Source organism: Petrotoga sp. 8T1HF07.NaAc.6.1, assembly GCF_016772115.1.
Taxonomy (GTDB): Bacteria; Thermotogota; Thermotogae; order Petrotogales; family Petrotogaceae; genus Petrotoga; species Petrotoga mobilis.
Genome location: NZ_AUPG01000010.1, coordinates 1 through 22,929, shown reverse-complemented (window position 1 = coordinate 22,929; position 22,929 = coordinate 1). Strand labels below are relative to the sequence as shown.

General features: G+C 33.3%; 23 protein-coding genes and 2 pseudogenes. 12 read left to right on the top strand and 13 right to left on the bottom strand.

Features of this window, described 5'->3' with window-relative positions:
- Positions 1-5 precede the first annotated feature (5 nt).
- Positions 6-1,550 carry a TrkH family potassium uptake protein gene (locus NAAC61_RS07640; RefSeq protein ID WP_012209705.1) on the top strand — a complete coding sequence of 515 codons (1,545 nt, stop codon included), beginning with the start codon at positions 6-8 and terminating at the stop codon, positions 1,548-1,550.
- A 104-nt stretch (positions 1,551-1,654) separates the two neighbouring features.
- Here the strand turns inward: NAAC61_RS07640 and NAAC61_RS07635 are convergent, their stop codons facing one another.
- From NAAC61_RS07635 to NAAC61_RS07585, 12 genes and pseudogenes are all read right to left on the bottom strand, one after another.
- Positions 1,655-2,488, bottom strand: a complete 834-nt coding sequence (locus NAAC61_RS07635; protein ID WP_202695618.1) for a carbohydrate ABC transporter permease — start codon at positions 2,486-2,488, stop codon at positions 1,655-1,657.
- Positions 2,485-3,408 carry a carbohydrate ABC transporter permease gene (locus NAAC61_RS07630; protein ID WP_012209707.1) on the bottom strand — a complete coding sequence of 308 codons (924 nt, stop codon included), beginning with the start codon at positions 3,406-3,408 and terminating at the stop codon, positions 2,485-2,487. The genes NAAC61_RS07635 and NAAC61_RS07630 overlap by 4 nt, the downstream gene beginning before the upstream one ends.
- Positions 3,409-3,484: 76 nt before the next feature.
- On the bottom strand, positions 3,485-4,732 hold the full coding sequence (locus tag NAAC61_RS07625; protein ID WP_012209708.1) for an ABC transporter substrate-binding protein: 1,248 nt from the start codon (positions 4,730-4,732) through the stop codon (positions 3,485-3,487).
- Between the two features lie 60 nt (positions 4,733-4,792).
- Positions 4,793-5,959 carry an ROK family transcriptional regulator gene (locus NAAC61_RS07620; RefSeq protein WP_202695617.1) on the bottom strand — a complete coding sequence of 389 codons (1,167 nt, stop codon included), beginning with the start codon at positions 5,957-5,959 and terminating at the stop codon, positions 4,793-4,795.
- A 324-nt stretch (positions 5,960-6,283) separates the two neighbouring features.
- Positions 6,284-6,472 carry an ATP-binding protein gene (locus NAAC61_RS10780; RefSeq protein WP_337919954.1) on the bottom strand — a complete coding sequence of 63 codons (189 nt, stop codon included), beginning with the start codon at positions 6,470-6,472 and terminating at the stop codon, positions 6,284-6,286.
- Positions 6,473-6,489: 17 nt separating this feature from the next.
- Complete coding sequence (locus NAAC61_RS07615) at positions 6,490-7,254, bottom strand: sensor histidine kinase (RefSeq protein ID WP_237729827.1); 765 nt, start codon at positions 7,252-7,254, stop codon at positions 6,490-6,492.
- Positions 7,251-7,949: a response regulator transcription factor gene (locus NAAC61_RS07610; RefSeq protein WP_012209711.1), complete on the bottom strand. Its 699-nt coding sequence runs from the start codon at positions 7,947-7,949 to the stop codon at positions 7,251-7,253. Before NAAC61_RS07610 ends, NAAC61_RS07615 begins: the two co-directional genes overlap by 4 nt.
- A gap of 14 nt (positions 7,950-7,963) precedes the next feature.
- Positions 7,964-8,626 carry a phosphate signaling complex protein PhoU gene (gene phoU, locus NAAC61_RS07605; RefSeq protein WP_012209712.1) on the bottom strand — a complete coding sequence of 221 codons (663 nt, stop codon included), beginning with the start codon at positions 8,624-8,626 and terminating at the stop codon, positions 7,964-7,966.
- A gap of 58 nt (positions 8,627-8,684) precedes the next feature.
- Positions 8,685-9,453: pseudogene (gene pstB, locus NAAC61_RS07600) on the bottom strand (phosphate ABC transporter ATP-binding protein PstB).
- The gene (gene pstA, locus NAAC61_RS07595; protein ID WP_012209714.1) at positions 9,450-10,298 is read right to left on the bottom strand and encodes a phosphate ABC transporter permease PstA; all 849 of its coding nucleotides are present in this window, start codon (positions 10,296-10,298) and stop codon (positions 9,450-9,452) included. The pseudogene pstB and the gene pstA overlap by 4 nt, the downstream one beginning before the upstream one ends.
- Positions 10,286-11,113: a phosphate ABC transporter permease subunit PstC gene (pstC, locus tag NAAC61_RS07590; protein ID WP_369973671.1), complete on the bottom strand. Its 828-nt coding sequence runs from the start codon at positions 11,111-11,113 to the stop codon at positions 10,286-10,288. The genes pstA and pstC overlap by 13 nt, the downstream gene beginning before the upstream one ends.
- A gap of 71 nt (positions 11,114-11,184) precedes the next feature.
- The gene (locus tag NAAC61_RS07585) at positions 11,185-12,009 is read right to left on the bottom strand and encodes a phosphate ABC transporter substrate-binding protein PstS family protein (RefSeq protein ID WP_012209716.1); all 825 of its coding nucleotides are present in this window, start codon (positions 12,007-12,009) and stop codon (positions 11,185-11,187) included.
- Positions 12,010-12,281: 272 nt separating this feature from the next.
- Here NAAC61_RS07585 and NAAC61_RS07580 point away from each other — a divergent pair, with 272 nt between their 5' ends.
- The 3 genes from NAAC61_RS07580 to NAAC61_RS07570 are packed head-to-tail and all read left to right on the top strand — an operon-like array spanning position 12,282 to position 15,104.
- Positions 12,282-14,420: a RelA/SpoT family protein gene (locus NAAC61_RS07580; protein ID WP_202695616.1), complete on the top strand. Its 2,139-nt coding sequence runs from the start codon at positions 12,282-12,284 to the stop codon at positions 14,418-14,420.
- Position 14,421: 1 nt separating this feature from the next.
- Positions 14,422-14,874: a D-aminoacyl-tRNA deacylase gene (gene dtd / locus NAAC61_RS07575; RefSeq protein WP_012209718.1), complete on the top strand. Its 453-nt coding sequence runs from the start codon at positions 14,422-14,424 to the stop codon at positions 14,872-14,874.
- A gap of 32 nt (positions 14,875-14,906) precedes the next feature.
- Entirely contained in the window at positions 14,907-15,104 is a 198-nt protein-coding gene (locus NAAC61_RS07570) for a hypothetical protein (RefSeq protein WP_103899214.1), read from the top strand.
- Here the strand turns inward: NAAC61_RS07570 and NAAC61_RS07565 are convergent.
- Positions 15,091-16,176 carry a YfbR-like 5'-deoxynucleotidase gene (locus NAAC61_RS07565; RefSeq protein ID WP_202695615.1) on the bottom strand — a complete coding sequence of 362 codons (1,086 nt, stop codon included), beginning with the start codon at positions 16,174-16,176 and terminating at the stop codon, positions 15,091-15,093. The genes NAAC61_RS07570 and NAAC61_RS07565 overlap by 14 nt on opposite strands.
- A 141-nt stretch (positions 16,177-16,317) precedes the next feature.
- Between NAAC61_RS07565 and dxr the strand changes: the two genes are divergently transcribed.
- The 8 genes and pseudogenes from dxr to NAAC61_RS07525 all read left to right on the top strand — a co-directional run.
- Positions 16,318-17,475, top strand: coding sequence for a 1-deoxy-D-xylulose-5-phosphate reductoisomerase (dxr, locus tag NAAC61_RS11230; RefSeq protein ID WP_202695614.1), 1,158 nt, complete (start codon positions 16,318-16,320; stop codon positions 17,473-17,475).
- Entirely contained in the window at positions 17,472-18,995 is a 1,524-nt protein-coding gene (locus tag NAAC61_RS07555) for a site-2 protease family protein (protein WP_121567190.1), read from the top strand. Before dxr ends, NAAC61_RS07555 begins: the two co-directional genes overlap by 4 nt.
- A gap of 13 nt (positions 18,996-19,008) precedes the next feature.
- Positions 19,009-20,058, top strand: a complete 1,050-nt coding sequence (gene ispG / locus NAAC61_RS07550; protein WP_121567189.1) for a flavodoxin-dependent (E)-4-hydroxy-3-methylbut-2-enyl-diphosphate synthase — start codon at positions 19,009-19,011, stop codon at positions 20,056-20,058.
- Positions 20,059-20,075: 17 nt separating this feature from the next.
- Positions 20,076-20,546 carry a YaaR family protein gene (locus NAAC61_RS07545; protein WP_012209726.1) on the top strand — a complete coding sequence of 157 codons (471 nt, stop codon included), beginning with the start codon at positions 20,076-20,078 and terminating at the stop codon, positions 20,544-20,546.
- 23 nt (positions 20,547-20,569) lie between these two features.
- Positions 20,570-21,610 carry a hypothetical protein gene (locus NAAC61_RS07540; RefSeq protein ID WP_147429920.1) on the top strand — a complete coding sequence of 347 codons (1,041 nt, stop codon included), beginning with the start codon at positions 20,570-20,572 and terminating at the stop codon, positions 21,608-21,610.
- Between the two features lie 23 nt (positions 21,611-21,633).
- Positions 21,634-22,470 carry a PSP1 domain-containing protein gene (locus NAAC61_RS07535; RefSeq protein ID WP_202695613.1) on the top strand — a complete coding sequence of 279 codons (837 nt, stop codon included), beginning with the start codon at positions 21,634-21,636 and terminating at the stop codon, positions 22,468-22,470.
- 4 nt (positions 22,471-22,474) lie between these two features.
- Positions 22,475-22,684: a DUF2905 domain-containing protein gene (locus NAAC61_RS07530; RefSeq protein ID WP_121515455.1), complete on the top strand. Its 210-nt coding sequence runs from the start codon at positions 22,475-22,477 to the stop codon at positions 22,682-22,684.
- A 2-nt stretch (positions 22,685-22,686) separates the two neighbouring features.
- Positions 22,687-22,929 (top strand): annotated as a pseudogene (locus NAAC61_RS07525) (hypothetical protein); the annotation flags it as partial.

Sequence of the window (22,929 nt, the reverse complement as noted above, 5' to 3'; positions counted from 1 at the left end):
ATCAAGTGCCTTCTTACACATATTTTTTAAAATTAAGGTATAAAGCTATTTTTAGAAATACAGGAAATATTATAATAGGTCTTTCAGTTTTGATACTTTTAGTGGGTTCTACGGCTTTTATTTATGATTCATTTAAAGATTTTCTACCATTTTTGATTACTGGGATATTGTCCTTTCTTAGCGGTGGAATGTTTCGCTTCATTGGAAGTGGAGAAAAAAGAAAAGAATTAAATACACAGGATGCTGTCGTCACAGTTTTTTTTGTTTGGACACTCGCAATATTCCTTTCTTCTCTGCCTTTTATTTTTTCTGGTGAATTGAATTTTTCACAAGCGGTTTTCGAATCCACAAGTGGCTGGACAACGACGGGGCTTTCGATGTTTTCTGATGTGGAAGTACTACCCCGGTCTATTTTAATATGGCGCTCGGTGATGCAATTTATTGGTGGAGCTGGTTTTGCTATAATTACTGTAATCATAGCTGGTACTATGGGGGTTGGCATATATCAAGCAGAAGGAAGAAGTGATAATTTAGTTCCAAATTTGAGGGAATCAGCTAGGATTATTCTTAGAATCTATTTAAGTTGGGCGGTTATAGGTGTTTTGCTTTTGATGTTTGTAGGAAAACTCTCTTTTTTTGACGCCTTTAACCATACATTAACCGGCTTGGCTACAGGAGGATTTTCTACAAAAAATTTTAGTATAGGTTCTTTTGGTAGCTTGAAGGTAGAAATAATTATCATGTTGCTTATGATTATGGGCGGAACCGGGTTTGGAGTCCATTATGCTGGTTTATTAATGATTAGAAATTTTATTAGGAATCGCAGAGACTATCGGTCCAAAAAAATTTCTTTACTTGAATTAAGAGAAAAAATTAAATCTGAGCCTTTTTTAAAAAATCCCGAAATTAAGACCATGTTCATAATTTTAGTTATTTCCTTTTTGCTGCTTTTTGCTTTTACAACAGTTGAAATTTACGGAGTTGGAAATGGTTTAGTTCATTCTGCGTTTCAGAGTATTTCAGCTTTAACAGGTACGGGTTTTTCAACCGTAGCTTTTTCAAACTGGAATTATTTCGGATTGTTAATTTTGACAATATTGATGATCTTAGGCGGAATGATGGATTCCACATCAGGCGGTTTAAAATTATTCAGGGTATATATCGCTTTCAAATTGATAATTAACCAGATCAAAGAATTTTTTAAACCCTCTGGAACCACTTTTTACATAGAAGTATATAAAGGGGTATCAAGAAAGAAAATTGATCTTAACTCAATAAAAAATGTGTTAGTAGTCTTTACAATGTATTTTATCACTTATTTTATTGGCGTTTTTATATTGTTGGCTTATGGGTATCCCCTTCATAACGCGTTGTTTGAGTATGCTTCGACTTTATCTGCTGTTGGACTTTCTACAGGTATTACTTCTAATCAAGCTCCCGTAGGAGTGATTTGGACTCAAACATTAGGAATGTATTTAGGGCGTCTGGAATTTTTCGTCATTATAAATGCACTTATAAAATTGTTTAAAGATTTGAGAGATATTTTTTAAAAAATATGCTTTAATACTTGAACGATCTTTTGTTTTTCATATTAAAAAAAACAAATTTAGGAAAGTGAAAAAATACCCGCCATCTATAATTAGGCGGGTTTATTTTATCCTTTGACTGAACCGGCGAGCAAACCTCTTACAAAATACCTTCCCAATATCATGTAAACGATGAGTGTAGGAAGGGCAGCTATTAAAGCTCCTGCCATTTGAACATTCCATTGAACGACCTGACTGCCAGCCAAATTGACTAACGCCACCGTTATGGGCTGTTTCGTTGGGTCACTAGTTATCGTTACTGCAAATAAGAATTCATTCCATATGTTAGTGAACTGCCATATTATAACAACTACGAAACCAGGTATAGATATAGGTAAAAGAATCTTTGTATAGGATTGCCATATGTTTGCTCCATCCACAGATGATGCTTCTACTAATTCGTTTGGGATTTCCTCATAGTAATTTTTAAACATTAATGTTGTGATCGGTATTCCGTATATAACATGGGTTATTATTAATGCTGGTATTGTTCCATATAAACCTATTGCTTGAAAGAATTGTATCAGTGGAAATAATACGCTCTGATAAGGTATGAACATGCCAAATAGTATGAGTGCAAAAATAATATTTGAATATTTGAATCTTAATTTTGAAAGGGCAAAGCCATTTATAGAACCAATCATTGCAGATATTAGTGTTGCTGGTATTGTAAGATAAAAACTGTTTTTTAGATTCGGCCCTAACTTTGCAAACGCCTCTTTGAAACCTTCAAAAGAAATCTTAGTTGGAAGTTTCCACATGTTTGATATAGAGACTTCTTCAAACGGTTTAAAAGAGGTGCTTAGAGTTACATAAAACGGCAACACGTAAAATATTGTGAATAAAGTCAATATAATGTAATAGATTGTAAGCGAAGTTTTATTTGTTTTTTCTGCCATCATCTCTCCCCCCTAAAAGAGCTATAAAGATATGGTACTATAACCGCTGCTACCATTACCAACATTATTATTGCAATAGCTGATGCTACTGCATATCTGTTTGATCTGAACATCTGTTCAAACATGTAAACAGCAGGCATATCGGTAACGTTGTTAGGCCCACTTCCAGTCATAGCGTATATTAAATCAAATATCTTTAAGGACATGTGTCCTATTACTATCATTGCACTAAGTGTAATTGGTCTAAGCATAGGCATCTTTATTCTCCAAAATAATTGAGTACCTGTTGCACCGTCTACTTGTGCTGCTTCTATCATCTCTTCAGGGATAGCTCTAAGCCCAGCTAAATACATTGCCATTACGTATCCTGACATCTGCCAGGTTGCTGCTATTACCACTGGTATCAACGCTAAATTGAATTTTCCTATTGATTGAGTACTCGTGTACCACATCCATTGTAAGTTTGACCATCCAAGGTTTTCAAGTAATAAGTTAATTCCCTGTGGGGAAGTTGGTATGTTCCCCGGAGCGAATATCCAACCCCAAACAGTTCCTGTTACGACAAATGAAATTGCCATTGGGAATAAAAAGAGGTTTTGAAAAAAACTTGATCCTTTCAATTTTTTGTCAATAATATTGGCTAAAAATATACCGAGTATAATACAACCAGCAAGAAAAAATAGGGTAAAGAATAATGTATTCCATAAATCTGTTTGAAATCTGGGATCCATGAATAACCTTTGATAATTTCTAAGCCCTACAAACTTGTATTCCCCACTTAATAATGAGGAGAAACTATTCCAGTTGGATGTTGATGTTCTTAGAGTTAAAAATATGAAATAATATACAAATATTCCTATGAATGCTAAAGAAGGGAGAATTATAAGGAATCCTGCTCTTGCTTTTTTCTTTTGAACGGACATATCTATCTCTCCTTATCGATTGAGGTATATTGAAAATCTCGGCCCCATAAAGGGCCGAGATTAAGTTATCTTAATGTTAATCTGTGAGTAGATTTACGTCTTCAGCAGCCCATAATATCATTTGTTTTGCTTGGTTAACATTTTTAGTAGTTACTAAATTGTTGATGGCATCGTTAAATGATGTGACAAATGCTTCGGGCGCAGCGGATCCGTGAACGATGGATGGTGATATGATGAGAGTTCTGAAATCTTCAGCTGTTTCTATTAGATATGGATCATCTCCTGGATCTGCATCAATTCTTGCTGGGATAGAACCTTTGATTGGGTTAAACAATGATTGAGCCCTTGTGGAAGCCAAATATTCCAAAAAGATTAGTGCATTTTGTCTATGTGGGGCATTCTTTGGTAATCCGAAGGTATCAGATACTAGTACAAATACCGCTTGCGTACCAGGCAGTTCAAACCATCCAAAGTCTTCTCCTGGTGTCCAACCTAAGGTTTTGTAGTAACCTTCCGCCCAGTCACCCATTAAGTTGAAAACAGCTTTGTCTTCATACAATAGCCTTGCAGCATCTTGCCATTCCAAAGCTGCATGGTCTACGTTCACGTAGTTCATAAGTTGAACCATTTTCTCTAATGCACTGTCAAGCCTTTTGTCGTTGAACGATAGTTCACCGTTGAATAATGCGTTGTAATTAACGGCTCCAAATTCGGCTACCATGAGATTTTCCGCAATTTGACCGGCTTCCCACTTGTTTTTATCTCCCAAAGCAAGTGGGGTATAACCTGCAGCTTTTGCTTTTTCTAATGCGTCTATGAATTCCATCCAAGTTTCTGGCTCTTTTGTCAAACCTATTTCGTTGAATAATTTCTTGTTATAGAAGATTACGTTACTTCGATGGATAGTCAGAGGAATGGAATATACTTCACCCTGATAACTTACAATGTCTATTAGACCTTTTGGAAATTTATCGTATACTCCCCAAGATTTGAGATAGTCTGTTAAAGGTTCCATGAGTCCAGGTATTACGTATGTATCTGTTAGCTCCCAACCAGCATGTACTTGGAATGTATCTGGTGGGTTACCACCAAGGGTTCTTGTTTTCAATACCGCTTTGGCGTTAGTCCCTGCACCACCGGCAACAGTTGCGTTAATTACTTCAATGTTTGGATATAGTTCATTGAAATCCTCAATAGTTGCTAAAAGAGCCTCTTCTTCTCCTCCACCTGTCCACCAACTGAATATCTCTACCTGCCCGCTTTGGGCAAAGATCATTGTGAAACTTAATACACTTAGAAGTACTAAACCTACTAATTTTCTCATCTTACGCTACCTCCTTTTTGAGAATTCACAATTTATTTGGAAGCTCTAAAACTTTCTTTTTTATTTGGGTTTGTTGTAAGATATGTTTTTGGCATTGTTTAGCAAAAATTCATATGGAGAAGATACGATGTGTTCGATCGCAATTGAGGCTGCACCTGACAAAATAGCATCTTCTTTCTTTGTTGCGACTAAAATTTCTGGTATTTCATTGGAAAAGGTGTATTGTTCAACTATTTTTTTTATTTCTCTGATTACAGAGTTGCCTACTTTTAAAATTCTCCCTCCTAAAATTACTGCTTCGGGATCAATCGTATTTACCAGGTTCACTATTCCCAAAGCTAAAAATTTACTGATTTCATCAATTGCTTTTTTAATTTCATCAGACTTTTTTGATTCATTTAAAATTATCTCTAATGGTAAGTTAAATTCATCTGCTAACCTTGATAAACCTCCGAAACTTTCCAAAGGAATTAAATCTTTAGTTATGACTGTATGGCCTATTTCTCCAGCAGAATTAGAAGTTCCCGAATATAACTTTCCGTTTATGATAATTCCTGCGCCGATTCCGGAATCACCTACAATAAAAACATAATTGTTAAATTTTTTTCCATGTCCAAACCACTTTTCACCTAAAACGGCACCATTTGCATCATTTTCTAACCAAATTGTTTTTTCATAGTGTTCTTCAAGCTGCTCAACTAGCGGGTATTCTTTTAGTAATGGGAAAGGATGAACTGATCGTAAAATCCTTTTTTCACTGTCTATCAAACCCGGCATAGCAATACCCATCCCTTTAATCTTGTAGAAGTCGACTTTGGAGTTATTGATCAATTCATCAATTATTAAAATTAGGTTTTTTAAAACATCGGTTGGTCTTCCATATGAATTTATTTCTTTTTCAATACTATTAATTTTTTTACCCTTAATATTGAATATTCCTGTACGTACTATATTTACCCCGAATTCAATACCTATAACATAAAAAGCGTCTTCTTTGATTTTTATAAGTTTTCTTTTTCTACCTAATTTGCCATCTACAGTGCCAACTTCTTCTACTAAATCCTTGGAAATTAATTCGTTGACTATATTTGTTATAGTTGCGTTTGTAAGCCCTGTTATGTCTGATATTTCTGATCTTGTGCTTGTCCCTTTAGAATTCAATAATTCTAGAACAACAGTCCTGTTTCGCTCTTTAACTAATTCTATATTGTATGTTTTATTTGTCATCAGTAAACCCCTTTGCATTTTATTTCTGCTTCACTTTCAATTTAAATACATTTTATTATAAATGTCAAGTTTGATTATGAGCGTTTATACTCAATTATTATCATTTAAAAGCGATTATTTAGGAATATCTTAAGAAATCATACTTTTTTTTATTTAAAAAAAATTCGGTCTATATATTTATAGTTTAATACTTGAACGAATATGTAGTTTTCATATGAAAACCTCATTAAATACTGTTCATTATGCAGTACTACCTAATGTAAATTTTAAAAATTTAGCTAATAAATTCGTTAAGGTTGTTTGAGTGGGAATTAGAAGTTAAGTTTACTTGTAGAAAAAGACTTTAAAGGTTGTACCTACCATCCATTTTGATTCAAATTCTATTTTATAATTTGCTAGTTCGCATAGATATTTAACCACCGCCAAACCCAACCCCGATCCTTTGGCGTGATTTTTTGCCTCGACCCCTCGATAGAATCTTTCAAAAATTCTTTTTTGTTCTTCTTCTCTTATACCTATACCTTCATCCTTTATAATGAGTTGTTCATTTTGGAAATCAATGTATATATCAGAATTTTCGTAAGATATTTAATCGCATTGGAAAGTAGATTTCTGAAGATTGTGTAGAGTACAAACTTGTCACCTTTTAAGGAGTGAATATGGCAGTTGAAGTGTAGCTTTACCGATTTTTCTTGTATTTTTTCGTAGAGATCAGTTACTACTTCATTGTATAGTGTACTTGGATTTATTACTTCTTTTTTTAATTCGTATTCTCCAAATTCTGCTTTCGAAAGAAGAGTTAGTTGAGAAATTATATTTTCTATTCTGTCAAGAGATTCTTCGATTTTGGTAACTTGTTTTATAAATTGATTATCTTTCATGAAGTCTTTGAGAATTTGAGTATTTCCTTTTGCTATAGTGAGGGGAGTTCTGAGTTCGTGGGACACAGAAGTTATGAAATCCTCTTTCACTTTTTTTAGTAATTCAAATTCTGTTTTGTCCTGTAATATTAAAAGTTGATATTTTTGTTTGAATGTGAGTTTGCAAAACTTGCTGTATCCTTCAAAGAAATATATATTTGTTTCTATTTCAAAGTCCTCATTATTCAATATATGCTTTGCAAGCTGATCGATTTCATTGAAACTTATGGTGTTTAATAATTCTTTATTTGCTCCTAATCCCCAAGCTTTGGCCGTGGTATTTGCGTTAAGTATAGTTGTTTTGTTTTCTAACTGTAATACCGCGTCTTCTAAAGAGTCAAATATTTGAAAATCAAACGAATTGGTATTTTTCATATTTTATTTTCACCGTTGTTATCTACTGCATAAGCGTTTTTGTTGAACTTGTATCCTACGTTTCTAATAGTTTTTATCCATTCTTTCCCTATCTTTGATCTGATCATGCTTATATGTACGTCGATGACCCGGTCTGTAATAAATTCATCTCCAAACCAAATCTTGTCGATAATTTCTTCTCTGGTGTAAACTTTTTCTGAATTCCTTGCTAATAGATCAAGTATTTCAAACTCTTTTGAGGTCAATTCAATATTTTTACCTTTGTAAGTTACTAAATAATTGTTTGAGTATATTTCCATTGGTCCAAAAATCATTTTACTTTCGGATTTTTTTAGTCTTTTTAATAAAGCCCTCACCCTTGCTGTAACTTCTCTGGGATTGAAGGGTTTAGTGATATAGTCATCTGCTCCTGATTCAATTCCCAAGATTTTTTCTCCATCTGTATTTTTTGCAGAAATGATTATTATACCTATTTCTCTATTCAAAGCCCTAACTTTAGGTAACTCATCAACTGCGTTACCATCGGGTAGCATTAAATCTAGTAAGATTATATCGATGTTTGATTCTTTGTTTAAAACATTTCTCATTTGTGATAACGTACCGGCTTCGAAGATTTGTAAATCTTCTAAACGAAGATAAGTTTTTAATATATCTCTTATGTCTTCATCGTCTTCAACAATTAATACTTTAGGCATGAAAAAGCCTCCATTTATAGATACTCTTCGATTTCCTTGCCTGTTTCTATGTAAACTATTTCTTCGCAAAGGTTTGTTGCGTGATCAGCGATCCTCTCTATGTCTCTAGCCAACAATATATAAGGTATGATAAGTTCTTTGTTGAATGATTCATCCTCCAATTTTTGCACAGCTATTTTTCGAATTTGTCTTTCTAGGTCGTCTACTTCGTCGTCTCTTTTCCATATTTTAACTGCTTGTTGAATGTTTTTTTCTCCAAAGGCTTTATACGAGTCCTTTATCATTTCTAAAGATATACCGAACATCTTTTTTATTTCTTTATTATTTACAATGTCCTTTAAATCAACATGGGCATAGGTTTCAGTTTTTTCTGCAATATTGCATGAAAGGTCTCCTATCCTTTCAAGATTGTTTGCAAACTTTATCATTGTTACTGCGTATCTCAAATCCTTAGCTAAAGGTCGATACCTTGCTACAATTTGATATACTGATTCTTCAATTTGGCGGTTTAATTCATCTATTTGATCATCCGCTTTTAAGACTTTTTCGGCTAATTCAAGGTTTTTATCTTCTAGCGATTTAATAGAATTTTCAAAGGATCTTAAAACTACAGTTAAAAGCTTGGATATTTCGCTTGTTAATCGTGTCATTTCAGTTTCAAAATGTGTGTAATCCATTTATTCCACTCCCTATTTTCCTTATATACTTTCTTTTGTTTGCTTGTTTATTAAAGTTTTAGCTAATTCTACCATTTAAATAATCTTCTGTCAATTGTTCTTTAGGGTTTTTTATAATGTCTTCTGTTTTTCCAGATTCGATAAGCTCTCCTTGAAACATAAAATACATATAATCTGATATTCTAATGGCTTGAGCTAGGTTATGTGTAACAATGATTATAGTGTAATTTTCCGACAGGTGTTCAATTAAATTCTCAATTTTTTGCGTTGCTATAGGATCTAGGGCAGATGTAGGCTCGTCCAATAAGATTATTTCAGGATCAATGGCGATAGCCCTAGCAATACACAAACGTTGTTGTTGTCCACCAGAAAGTGAGCTCGCTGGTTTGTCGAGGTCGTCTTTTACTTCTTCCCATAAAGCTGCTCTTTTTAGTGCTGCTTCGATGATTTCATCCATTTTTCTACTATTTCTTGGTGTGTGTAATTTTATTCCAAAGGCAATGTTTTCATAAATAGACATCGGAAAAGGAACAGGTTTTTGAAAAACCATTCCAATTTTTTTTTCGAAGCGTTGATAAATCAATGTTATTTTCGTATACATTTTTTCCCTCAAATATTATTTCTCCGCTTGTTCTATAGCCTGGAATTTCATCGTTGATTCTATTAATACTTCTCAACAACGTTGATTTTCCACAACCTGAAGGTCCTATTATTGCGCTGACTCTTTTCTTTTTGATTTCCATATTTATATCTTTTAAGGCTTGTTTTTGATCGTACCAACCATTAAAATTTTTGATTTCTATCACAATTTCTTTTTCTGTATTCAACTTTTTTGTTTTCCTCCTCTTATTTTAAAGGCTATAGAGTATATTACTAAAATAAGTAATATTAAGAATGCAGAAGTTGCTTTTGCCATCCATTGAGCACTCTCACCATAAGCCATGGTTATAAAATATATATGAGTTGGGAGAGTCATAACGGGATCGAGTAAAGAGTTTGGTAACTTAGTTGAATAGAAAACTGCTCCAGTCAATAAGACAGGAGCGGTTTCTCCGATAACTCTTCCTGCACCAATTAATATTGCTGTTATTATTCTATTTTTTGCTGCAGGAAATAGTATTTTGTAAATAGTTTCAGTTTTTTTTGCTCCTAATGCATAGGCTGATTCCCTTAGTTCCCTTGGTAGAGAGGCAAGGGCTTCTTTTACTGATGATGATATTACTGGTAAAGTCATTATCGCCAAAGTTAAACTTCCACTAAGAAGCGACGTCCCAAATCCAAGAGTTATTGAAAAGAGTGCTAATCCAAACAATCCATAGACAACAGAAGGAACACCGGACAACGAGGTTACGGATACGTCAATTATTCTTCCTAATCTTGATTTTTGGCCGTATTCAGATAGGAATGTACCAGTGAGAACTCCTATTGGTATTGAAAATAACAGGATAAAAAAAATCATCAATAGACTTCCCAATATAGCTGGTCCAATTCCTCCTGCAGTCATACCTTGACTGGGGTACTCTACAAAAAAAGAAGGAGTAAAATATCTTGCACCATCTACTATTACTATTATGATTATTGACAATATTATGCCAAAGGCGATATAACTTATAATTCTGAAAATGAGTGATATAATAGAATCTATTCCAGTTTGCTGTTTCAACTTTTCCAACTCCTCGTTATTCTCCTAGATATCATCGTAAGAATAAAAGATATCGTTAACAAAATTAAACCCGCTGTAAACAACGCAGAGTAGTGAGTACTTCCTATCGGTACTTCCCCCATCTCGCTTGCAATAGTAGCGGTCAAAGGTCTAACCGGATCCCAAATTGATCTAGGAATTATGGCAGCTCCACCCGAAACCATCAATACAACAATAGTTTCTCCTATGATTCTATTTATAGTTAGAATTATTGAATTCAAAATTCCTGATAGGGCTGCTTTGCTTACTATTCTAAATCCGGCAGTGAACCTACTTGCTCCTAAGGCTAAGGCGCTTTCTTTTAAACTGATGTCAACAGATGATAATGCTTCCTGCATGAGAGATGCAGCGTATGGCAGAGATAAAATTGATAATCCAATAGCTGCCAAAAGCAAGTTACCTGCTGACCAAGCACCGAAATTCATCAGGATAGGTGAAATATAAATGAATAAGAATGAACCTATTATAACAGTTGGGATCCCAGATAACAAATCTATCGCTGATTTTATAATTCTTTGCTCCCTGTTCGTGGCATAGTCATACAAGAAAAAGGCAATTATATACCCTACGGGTATAACTATAATAGAGGCAAATCCTGTTAGTATGAAAGAACCTACTATCATTGCTAACATTCCGTACTCTGGTGGATCATATGTTGGATACCAATATTTACTGGTAAAAATTTCAGCCCCAACTTCTGTCAGGGCTGGAAGTGATTCTCTTATGATAAAAATGAATAGACCAATTAATGCCAAAATTCCTACCATTGCAACAGCTGTGATTATACTTTGATTTGCGATATTTTTTAAATCTCGTCTATTCACGAATAAAGCACTCCTTCTAAAAGATAATCTTTTTAAAATCCGTATGCTGCAACGTAACCAGCTTGTTCAACCAACTCTTGACCTCTTTTTGATAGTCCAAATGTCAAATATTGTTTAACTGGACCAGTTTCTGGGTAACCGTTTGTAGCATCAACAAACATATACAATGGTCTTGAGATTGGATATACAGAATTTAAAATATTCAGTTTTGTTGGTTGTACACCTTCAACCGATAAAACTTTTACATCGTCAGTTACGTAACCTACACCTGTATAAGCTATGGCATACATGTTTTGTGCAACTGCTTGTATTTCCGCTTGGGTAGATTCTAACATCTGAACTGTTGGAGTCATCCTTTTACCCTCTAAAACTTTTTCCACAAATGTTTCATAGGTTCCTGAGGCTGTGTTTCTTGAATATACAACGATTCTTTGACCTGGTAAATTAGGGCTCAATTGGTTCCATCTTGTGATTTCACCAGTGTAAATTTTTGCCAATTCTTCTATAGTGATATCATCAATTCCAAGATTCGGATTAACTATTACTGCTATTCCATCGTATCCTAAAACAACGGGAATGAAGTACTTACCTTCTTCATGCATCTGCTCTAATTCAGAATCTTTAAGCCATCTACTTGAGTTTGCAATGTCTGTTGTTCCGTTGAATAAAGCAGCAATACCGGTTGAAGAGCCAGCACCTTCCAATGTGATTGTTAAATCGGGATACATATCTTTTAACTCTTCAATCCAAAGTTGAGCTACTGGAAAAATCGTGTTTGAACCTTTTAGAACAAGTGTTTCTGCAAAACTGAAAAGAGCTATACCAACTAAAACAAACGTTAATAATACTTTCTTCACAATATTTCCCTCCTTAATTTATGTTTTCGATGTTATTATAACAATCTTTTTTTTAGGTAAAATCAAGTGATATTAAGAAATATTAAGGAGGTACTTTCATTGATATTTAACCATAATTGATGAACCTAAAAATAAAAATGCTATTACAATTTGATAAATTTTTTAAGCTTCTATCCTTTTCTAAATTTCTAGAATTTGTGCTATAATTGTATTGTAATGTCTCTAAATAAACTAAGTAATTATTTTTAAGAATCGTTAAGAGGTGTTTGATTATGTTGATTGAATCGAAAAGTTATGAGAAAGAAGTAGAAAAGCTATTAAATGTGAAGCTTACTAAAAAAGAAAAAGAAAGAATAAAAACTGCCTATGAATTGGCTGAAACATCTCATAGTGGTCAATTTAGGGATTCTGGTGAGGAATTTTTTGAGCATCCAAAAAGTGTTGGATTGATACTCGCAGGTTTAAAAATGGATGTGGATACTATTATAGCTGGTCTTTTGCACGATGTAGTTGAAGATTGTGGTGTTTCAATAGATAAAATAAAAGATCTTTTTGGGATCGATGTTGCTAATATAGTTTCAGGTGTCACTAAGATTAGCAATTTAAAGCTCAATGAGCGGCTAAACGAAAATGACATGAAATCTTTAGAGAAAGTGGAAACTATCAGAAAGATGCTTTTTGCTATGTCCGAGGATATAAGAGTCATAATCGTTAAATTGGCAGATAGATTACATAACATGAGAACTTTAGAATTCGTCGATAGAAAAAAGCAGATTGCCAAGGCCGACGAAACTTTAAAAATATACGCACCTATTGCCCATAGATTGGGTATCTATAAGATGAAGGAAGAGTTGGAAGATTTGTCTTTTCGGTATTTGTATCCTGAGACATATTTTGATCTAAAGACTAAAATCGAGGAAAAAATAAGACTTGGGCAAAATCGATTGAACGAATACGCGCAGATTATTAAACAAGAGCTTGATAATCAGAAAATTAAAGCGACGGTTGAAGGTCGCTCTAAGCATTTATATAGTATATGGGATAAGATGATTCGAAAAGGAAAAACTTTAGATGAAATATATGACTACATAGCTCTTAGGATAATTACTGAAGATCAGAATAAATGTTATGCTGTGTTGGGAATAATTCATTCTATTTGGTCCCCTGTTCCAGGTAGAATAAAAGATTACATTGCAACCCCTAAATTCAATGGTTATAAATCGCTGCATACCACCGTTATAACCCATAAAGGAGATCCTTTGGAAATTCAAATTCGAGATTGGGAAATGCATGAAGAAGCTGAATACGGCTTAGCTGCCCATTGGGTCTATAAAGAGGGTGTTAGTCAGGAAAAGTTGAAATTTTTAACTGATCTTATGGAATTACATAGGTATATTGCTCAAAATGCTTTTGAATTGAAAGATATCGAAACGAATCTTCTTTCAAAAGAAACTTTTGTATTTACACCAAAGGGAGAAATAATTCATTTACCAAGAGGAGCAACACCTATTGATTTTGCTTTTGCTATTCATACTGAGGTTGGCAATCATTTTTCTGGAGCGAAAGTCAACGGTAAATTAGTCCCTATTTCATACAAATTACAGACTGGGGACATAGTAGAGATATTGATCAATAGGAATTTTCAAGGACCTAGTATTGATTGGTTAAAATATGCTCATTCTCCCAAGACTATATCAAAGATAAAAAAATATTACAGGCAAAAAAACGAAGTGGAGTTAATAGAAAGAGGCAAGGACAAGTTTAGAGAGCTGTCTAAAAAACTTAATTTTTCTATGGATGAAATTCTCGAGAAATTGAAAGAAATAGGATTTTATATTAAATACAATATAAAAAGCGACGATGAATTTTTCATTAAGTTATCTTTAGAAGATATCAATATTAATACTATTAGAAATATTTTTACCCTCAATGAAAAAGAAGAGGAAACGATCACTACGGTCGAAAAAACTAACTCAAGTAGGAAAGGGATCTCTGTTCTTGTTGATGGTGAAGAAGGAGTCGAAAGTTATTTTGCTAAATGTTGTATGCCTGTTCCAGGTGATGAAATTATTGGTGTGATAACCCGTAGAGGCATCGGCATACATAGAAAAGATTGTAATAATATTCAGGATATTGATGATAGTAAGAAGGTAAATGTTGAGTGGAACGAATTCAATCAAAACAAATTTTCTACGGTATTAATGATTGATGTTGAAAGTAAAAATGTCTTAAATAACGTTAGAAATGTTATAAATAATGAAGGTGGACATATTGAAAAATTTGAAATGACGAATAATTCTAATTATCTTAATATTAGGATATATTTAGCTGTTCAGAATTTAAAGCATCTGAGTATTTTGAGTAATAAATTAAAAAATTCTAAAGGTGTTTATTCTGTTAGGAGGGTATAATTTGAGGGCTGTGGTTCAAAGAGTATCACAAGCTTCCGTAACCATTTCTGATAACATTGTTGCTCAAATAGAAAAAGGTCTCCTGGTTTTCTTGGGCATTTCGAAAATTGATCAAGTATCAGATATTAGTTGGATGGCTGATAAGATTGTAAATCTTAGAATTTTTGAAGATGATCAAAATAAAATGAATAGATCTTTATTAGATATTATGGGAGATATGATCGTTGTCTCTCAATTCACTTTATATGGTGATTGTAGAAAAGGAAGGAGACCATCCTTCACTGATTCGGCAACTCCCGAGAAAGCTAAAGTTCTTTACGATAATTTTCTTTCCTACCTTAAAGAAAAATACCCTATAAACGTTCAACAAGGTGAGTTTCAAGCTCATATGAAAGTAAATATTGTCAACGATGGTCCAGTGACTTTACTTTTAGATTCTCAAAAGTTGTTTTGAATTTAATAAATATCTTTGATTGGAGGGATTTTATGAAAGAGTTAGAAGTTACCGTTTTTGTCTACAACGAAGATCCTTTTGAAGCACACATTTCATCGGAAGGTGTAGAATCAGGAGTTAATCAATCTAATGTGCATAAAATATATTTAGGTTATGAAAAACCTCAAAAAGGAGTCGTTGTTAAATTCAAACTACCTAACGGCGAAAAGAAATATGTTAGGGGTGAATAGATGATTCTATTTCATTTATAATTTCACTGATATCTATTGGAGAGAAGTGTAATATCTCCTCTTTTATAGTTTTAAAGGTATCGATAAAATATTTATTTTGGTTTCCGGTACTTATTTCTAGTGAACACTCTATTAGTGCAGCCATTAGATCAGAAGTTTTCACGTATGCTCCATAATCATTTTCGAATGGAGCATATATGTATTTTTCGTATTTTTTAATTTTCTCTTTCAAAGCAATTTTATCATTGTACCAGTCTTTAATGAAGTCTTTTTCTATTTCTCCAATTATCTCTTCTAAGCCTCGTACTTTTCTTTTAGTGGGGCTTATCACATCACCTGTAAATGCTTCAGGCAAATCATGTAGTATTGAAGCAATCATAATATCGTAAATTTCTTTCATTTGTAAATTAGCTTTTAGAGCTAAAAGATAAGAAATTAAAAAAACGAAAAAAGTATGTGAAGCTACAGAACTTTTAATATTTCTATGATTTTTGTTCCATCTTATCATAGTCACCAATCTTGTTGATATTTCTAACAATTCATTAGCTAATTCTTCTATCTCTTTTTTACCTTGTATATCCATTTTTTTTATTTTTCGTTTTGGTTTTTTTATTTTAGGTTCAGTGTAATATTCAGGAAAGACTCTTTCGTTAATACTGGCTTCTTTTTGAGCGACGAGAAGGTTTATCATTCTAACTTTTTTTTCTATTTCTTCATCAAAGGCATAATGAATTAATAGTTTTGATCTAATATCGCTATCAAAATAAGATTCTACTTCTTTGTAGGTTTTGTTAATCACTTCATCCCAAAGTCTTTTGCCTTTTTCTTCAATTTTGCTTTTGGTAGCCAATGATATGTCTGATAATCTTATTTTGGGAATTGCTTCATATATTTTGTTGTGAAGTATTTTTACCAAATTTTCCTTAGATTCTTCGGAGAATACAAATATACTTAAAAGAAGGTTGTTGTATATGTTGTCGGATTCGCTAAATCTTACAATTGCAGGATTGTTGTTCCATCTGTAGACTGTAAACAAATTAGAACTTTCTAAAAGAAAATTACCAATGTTCATTTAATCACCTTCTTAATTGATTCAATATTTCGCTTTTGTATTTCTTAATTATTTTAACACATTTTTTAATTTATGATTATTTGAATTGATGGTATAATTTATTTTGTGCTTAGAATAGTGAAATGAGAAAGGGGTTTATATGTGAAAAGTATTTTCATCGCTGGAATTTCCGGATCAATTGGTCAACAGGCTATAGAAGTGTTAAATAGCGGGTGGTTTAAAGACAATTTTAAGATAGTAGGAGGATCTGTTTATAAGAGTTGGGATAAATTAAAAGAAGCCATAGATAAATACGATCTGATTAGTGCTGGGATAGTTGAAAATATTGAAAATATGCCCAAAACTTTTAATGGTTGTCGCATTTTTACTGGCGCAGATGCTGTTGAAAGGAGCATAGAGTTTTGTAATCCTGATTACTCTCTGATCGCTACTTCTGGTTTTTCTGGGGTTAAAAACACCTTAAAGGCTTTAGAAGTTTCCCAGCGGGTCTGTTTGGCGAATAAAGAATCGATTGTGTGTGGTGGAAATTATGTTTTGGATTATGCTAGCAATCTCAAAAAAGAGATAATCCCTGTTGATAGCGAACACAGTGCGATATTTCAACTTTTGATGGGTGAAACCTCGACTCCAGAGAAGATTATATTAACGGCTAGCGGTGGAGCTTTAAGAGATTACCCAGTTGAAATCTTTGAAAATGTTTCAGTGGAAGAAGTATTGAACCATCCCGTTTGGTCGATGGGGAAAAGAATAACCGTTGATTCTGCATCGATGGTAAATAAGTCTCTTGAATTATTTGAAGCTTTTCATTTATTCAAAATAAACAATATCGAGGTTGCCATCAACAGAAACAGTAGGATTCATTCTATGGTTCAATTTTCTGACGGAGTAATTAAGATGCATTACGGTGTAGCAGATATGAAAATTCCAATAGCTTTTTCGATTTCTTATCCTGAACGAAATTTTGTTTTTGAAAAACCTGATTTATTTTCAGAGAAGATATATTTTGAGAGAGTAGATTTCAATAGATTCCCCGCTTTAAAATTAGCTTATAGCATTCTTGGGAAGGCCCCATTACAAAATGCATTTAACGCCGCAGATGAGGTTGCAGTGGATAGTTTTTTAAAAGGTACAATTAAATTTGGAGATATTTATCGTGTGATATACAAAACGGTAAATGAGGTGCAAACCCAGTATTCTTTTGCAAATAACTTGAGTTTTAATGATTTTGATGATATACTTAAAGTGGATAAAATCAGTAGAAATATAGCGAAAAAATATATTATGGAGGTTATCGAATGACGGTTTTATTATCAATTATTTGGTTTTTGATTATCATATCCGTTATTGTAGTTGTGCATGAATTTGGGCATTTTATTTTTGCGAAAATTTTTAAGACGAGAGTTGAAGAATTCTCTATTGGATTTGGGCCTGCATTATTCAAGATTCCTGGTAAAGAAACCACATTTCGCTTCAATATCATTCCATTGGGTGGTTATGTTAGATTGGCTGGTGAGGAAGTATTAGAAGAAGGTTATACTGATACTGATCCTGCACTGTTTTACAACAAAAAACCTTTCCAGAAATTTTTGATAGCTTTTGCAGGGCCCTTGTTTTCTTTCCTTTTAGGTTATTTTCTTTTTGTTGGAATAGCTGGTGTTTATGGTTTTCCAGAGGTAATGGTTGAAAGATTAGGAAGGGACAGCGTTGCTCTCCAAGCTGGTCTTGAGCCCGGTGATATCATTAAAACAGCAAATGGTGAGTATGTATTTAACCCTTCGATTTTAGAGATGGAAATAGCTTCTGGGAAACCGTTAGAGTTAACTGTTATAAGAAACGGAGAGGAAGTTAATGTTACATTGATTCCAGAGCTTACCAACGATAGGGCAATTTTCACTTTTTATGATATTGAAAACGCCGAAGCGCTCAATTTGAAAAACAAAGAGATTGTTTCACTAAATGGTGAAGAAGATTTATATTTGGTAATGAGCCGAATGGAAAATGGTGATCCAATAGAAATACAGTTAGAAGATGGATCCGTTATTGAAGGTAAGTTAGCTCAATATTCTTATTTTCCCCCCACGTATGAAACAGGTATCGTGTACGCTACTTTTTCAAATGTTATAGCAAAAGGTAACGATTTTTTCCAACAGGGAGATAAAATAATTGAAATTAACGGAGTAGCAATTAATAATGGATCTGATTTGCAAAATATAATTTATCGAACCCAATTGAATACTGGAGAATTAATGTTTGCTGTTTCTGGTAAAGAAATTATTAATGAGTATAAGCCATTTAGTGACGATGCTCTTGAGGTGCTGGTAGAGAGAAACGGTCAGATAATTAATATTGATTTACCCAAAGAAGAATTTTTAGATTTCATCGTTCAGCCTGGGATTTTAGAGGTTCCATACGAAAATTGGCATCCTAAAGGGATTGAGGCTCTTACAGTCCCCATTCAATGGGCAAATAATTTGATTGCTTTAACGTTTAGATCTTTCGGTCAGTTATTCACAGGAAGGTTGAGCGCTGATCAATTGGCAGGTCCGGTTGGAGCTGCTGCCATAATAGGGCAAGCAGCAATGGTTGGTTTTGATGCTATTTTAAATTTAACCGCTTTAATAACTATCAGTTTAGGAGTTTTTAATTTGATTCCAATCCCTGGTTTAGACGGTGGCAGAATCGTTTTTTCTATTTATGAAATGATAACTAGAAAAAGGGTGAGTCCAAAAGTTGAGGCTATAGTGAATACGATAGGATTTTTGTTCTTAATATTTTTGATGATCTTCGTCACTTATAACGATATAATGAGATTTTTCTAATGAGGTGTTCTAAATGTTCTCAGAAAAAGTAGTGGATGTTGGCGGGGTTAAAATTGGCGGGAAGTATCCCATCGTTATTCAAAGTATGACGAATACGGATACAGCAAATGTTGAGAAGACTATGCTACAAATTGAACGTTTGAAAAATTCAGGTGCCCAGATTGTAAGGGTATCAGTGAGAAGTAAGGATGACATTCAACCTTTTGGTGAAATCGTAAAAAAATCTCAAGTGCCTTTAGTTGCAGATATTCATTTTGACTACAGGTTAGCTATAGAATCTATTAAGGCCGGTGCTTCGAAAGTAAGAATAAACCCAGGCAACATTGGTTCAGATGTTAAAATACGAGAAATAGTTAAAGTTGCTAAAGAGTACAACGTACCAATAAGGGTCGGATCTAATTCTGGTTCGATCGCTAAAGAATTTTCTGATTTACCTAGACATAAAGCATTGGCTGAAAGCGCTTTAAAAGAAGTTCGATTGCTAGAAAAAGAAGGTTTTTACGATATTGTCGTCTCTGTGAAATCTGTTGATGCTAAAGAAACTTTTGTTGCCAATCAATATCTTTCGAGGTTGATACCTTATCCTTTTCATATAGGAGTTACTGAAGCAGGTGTGTTTGAGGATGCAGTTATATTGTCATCAGCAGGTTTAGGTTCTTTGCTTATAAACGACATCGGAGATACAATCAGAATATCCATCAGCGGGGATCCGATCAGAGAAGTTGAATTGGCAAAAGATTTGCTAATAGCATTAGGCTTGAAAATAGGGGTAAGAGTAATAGCCTGTCCGACTTGTGCAAGGACGGAAATCGACGTTGAAGGATTAGCCTACGAAGTAAAAAAAATGTTAAAAGGTAAAGAGGTTAAAAAAAATATTACCGTAGCGGTCATGGGATGTGTTGTTAACGGTCCTGGTGAAGCTAAACACTCTGATATCGCCATAGTTGGAACCAAAAATTCATCAGCGGCTATTTTCCTTAAAGGGGAACTTTTCGGTACTTTTAAGAGAAGTGAGATAAGAGAGAAACTTTTTGAGATTATAGAAGAAATTCAGAATTCTTAATTGAAGAAGGGAATACTATGGAGATAGATCCCATTACCGGAAAAAAAATGGATAAAGAGATGAAAAAAAAGAAGATAAAAAAATCTAACGATCAAGATGTTACTGTTTCTGAGGTGAAAGAAAAAGAAGGATTTTTTGATGTATTAGTTGACACAAATATAAAAATTTCTGAAAGTGAGTTAAGGAGTTTGATTGACAATATTCTTAAACTGGGAAACAACTTTGTAAAATCTCCCACCCAATCTAATTTACGAGGATATAGGAATGCTATCAAAGATTTCCTTAAAAGATTGGAGAAACATTGGTATGTGATAAAAAACGATCTTGATTTTAAAAATTCAACACCGCAACTACATATGGTAGCCGAAGTAGTTGATGGCAAACTCATGGAATTGACTGATATGATTTTAAAAAGAGAGAAAAATACTTTAGTGTACGCGTCCAAAATTGACGAAATAAACGGATTGATTTTAGATTTGTACAAATAAAAGGTGTATGGAAGGTGTTTTTTTTGAGTGATTCATTTTTTTATGATACAATAGAAAAAATTCAATCGAAAATAGAAGTAATTAAGGCAAGTTCCATGTGTTTTGTTGCAGAAGATAATTTTATTTTAAATAATTTTAGAGATGAATTATTAAATTCAGTTTCAGCTTTCAATCAGTTAGATACATTAATTATTAAACCTTCTGGTGGAAATATTAAGATAGAGCAAGTTAGGGATGTGGAAGAGTTTTTAATGTATAAACCTAACTATGCAAAGGTGAAGGTTGTTTTTTTTGAGGATATTGATAGATTGAACATAGAAGCAGCAAATGCCGCACTCAAATTAATCGAAGAGCCTCCAGAATATGCTTTGATATTTGGAACTACTACGAGATGGAATTATTTGTTACCAACCATAAAAAGTCGTTTTATAAGGTATGATCTTTCGATCCCTTCACTTTTGGTTGAAAATATTAATCGCAAATATGGTGAAATAGCGATTTATTTCAATTTTTTCCGACATTATGATTTGGGGGTTTTATTGTTTCTGAACGATGAAAGTACCGATGTTTCTAAAGTTAAAGATGAGGTCGAGAGGGTGCTTAACTTTTCATCCAACAATATCGATGAATTGATAAGCAATTTTAAATTATCTCTTGATTTGCCATACAACAAACTGAAGTTTTCTCTTTCATATTATAAATTGTGGAATATATTAATAAATTCAGACGATAAAGAGTTCTTTTATCTAATAAAAAATATTTCTCAAATAAAAAATGATGTTGAAAATTTATCTTTTTTAAGTAATATATCTTCTTTAGGTGCTATTTTGTTGAGAGATGCGATGGTATTTTTGAATTCTTCCAAATGGAAATTTTTTTGGAACAACTCGTTAGTTTATTTCTTTGGCTTAAATGAACATATTGTTAATTTAGAGCAAATTAAAGATAATATATCATATTTGAATAGGGTATCTACGATGAGATTGGCTAACTTTAACTTTGAAATGGAAATATTTACCCATTTTTTTAGAATTAAAAGATGCTTTATTAGAACCATTAAATAATAATACAATGGGAGTGAAATCTTTTGATAGATCTTGAAGCTGAAGTTTATGGGGTAGAATTGGAAAAGTTAGGTCCCATATATTACTATAATTATATAGGAATCGAAAAAATCAATATATTTGATTATGTTTTGGTTCAAACAGAAAATGGAATAGAAGTTGGTAGGGTTGTGTTGGGCCCTGTTACAATGAGGTTTGAAGAAATAGGCTATGAACCCAACTCAATTATTAGAAGGGTTTCAGACGAAGACAAACAACAAGTAGAAGACAATGTTAAACTAGCCGAAGAAGTTGCACAATATGCAAAACAGATGGTTAGAGAATTAGGATTAAAAATGAGGATTCTTGATGCCGATTTTACTTTTGATAGATCAAAATTGGTAATTTACTTTGGTTCCGATGTTAGAATCGATTTCAGAGAATTGGTAAAGATATTAGCTAAAAGGTACAAAACAAGAATAGAACTTAAACAAGTAGGAGCTAGGGATGAAGTAAAGAAGATTGGATCAATTGGCTTATGTGGACAAGAGGCTTGTTGTAGCAGATTTCTGAGAGATTTTTCTTCTATAAAGATGGAGCTAGCTAAAACCCAACAGATGATGATTAACACAGCTAAAATTTCGGGTAGATGTGGTAAGCTTCTTTGTTGTTTGAAATATGAAAATGATTTTTATAAAGAAGTCCTTAAAAATGTGCCAAATGAGAACTCTACAATAGAATACGATGGAAAGCCAGCTAGAGTTGTAACGGTCAACGTGTTCTTGAAAGAAGTCTCGCTACAAGTAATAGAAGAAAATCAACCAATCTTAATCAAAGTTCCTTTTTCCTATTTCAACAATGGTAACTCTCAAAACGGGTGATCATATGAGAACAATTGCAGCTGTATTCATAACAATCGGTATTTTGTTTTTAATAATAGGGTTGATGTTTGCATTTAATATAAAACTTGGTAGACTCCCCGGAGATATAATAATAAAAAGAGAAAATTTCGTTTTATATATTCCTATTACAACGATGCTTATTGTTAGTGGATTAGTCACATTACTATCAATTATCATTCGAAGATTTTTCTAATAATGAATGTAAATTCCTTGGAGGTGTATTCGTTGAAAAAAAATTTAAAAGAACTAAAAAACTTGTCGGTTATCGCCAGAGGAGATATATTGAAGATGACCACTGTGGCTAATTCTGGTCACCCCGCAGGGTCTATGTCTTCTATTGATATGTTTTTATCGGTTTTAAATAGGGCAAATATATTCCCAGATGATCCGTTTAATCCAGATAGAGACAGGATCGTGGTTAGTCATGGTCACACTTCA

What these genes read in the sequence shown, in the direction of transcription:
- NAAC61_RS07635 (WP_202695618.1), bottom strand. Translation starts at nt 2,488, where the DNA reads ATGATGGCAGAAAAAACAAATAAAACTTCGCTTACAATCTATTACATT.
- NAAC61_RS07630 (WP_012209707.1), bottom strand. Translation starts at nt 3,408, where the DNA reads ATGTCCGTTCAAAAGAAAAAAGCAAGAGCAGGATTCCTTATAATTCTC.
- NAAC61_RS07625 (WP_012209708.1), bottom strand. Translation starts at nt 4,732, where the DNA reads ATGAGAAAATTAGTAGGTTTAGTACTTCTAAGTGTATTAAGTTTCACA.
- NAAC61_RS07620 (WP_202695617.1), bottom strand. Translation starts at nt 5,959, where the DNA reads ATGACAAATAAAACATACAATATAGAATTAGTTAAAGAGCGAAACAGG.
- NAAC61_RS07615 (WP_237729827.1), bottom strand. Translation starts at nt 7,254, where the DNA reads ATGAAAAATACCAATTCGTTTGATTTTCAAATATTTGACTCTTTAGAA.
- NAAC61_RS07610 (WP_012209711.1), bottom strand. Translation starts at nt 7,949, where the DNA reads ATGCCTAAAGTATTAATTGTTGAAGACGATGAAGACATAAGAGATATA.
- phoU (WP_012209712.1), bottom strand. Translation starts at nt 8,626, where the DNA reads ATGGATTACACACATTTTGAAACTGAAATGACACGATTAACAAGCGAA.
- NAAC61_RS07580 (WP_202695616.1), top strand. Translation starts at nt 12,282, where the DNA reads ATGTTGATTGAATCGAAAAGTTATGAGAAAGAAGTAGAAAAGCTATTA.
- NAAC61_RS07570 (WP_103899214.1), top strand. Translation starts at nt 14,907, where the DNA reads ATGAAAGAGTTAGAAGTTACCGTTTTTGTCTACAACGAAGATCCTTTT.
- NAAC61_RS07565 (WP_202695615.1), bottom strand. Translation starts at nt 16,176, where the DNA reads ATGAACATTGGTAATTTTCTTTTAGAAAGTTCTAATTTGTTTACAGTC.
- NAAC61_RS07555 (WP_121567190.1), top strand. Translation starts at nt 17,472, where the DNA reads ATGACGGTTTTATTATCAATTATTTGGTTTTTGATTATCATATCCGTT.
- ispG (WP_121567189.1), top strand. Translation starts at nt 19,009, where the DNA reads ATGTTCTCAGAAAAAGTAGTGGATGTTGGCGGGGTTAAAATTGGCGGG.
- NAAC61_RS07545 (WP_012209726.1), top strand. Translation starts at nt 20,076, where the DNA reads ATGGAGATAGATCCCATTACCGGAAAAAAAATGGATAAAGAGATGAAA.
- NAAC61_RS07530 (WP_121515455.1), top strand. Translation starts at nt 22,475, where the DNA reads ATGAGAACAATTGCAGCTGTATTCATAACAATCGGTATTTTGTTTTTA.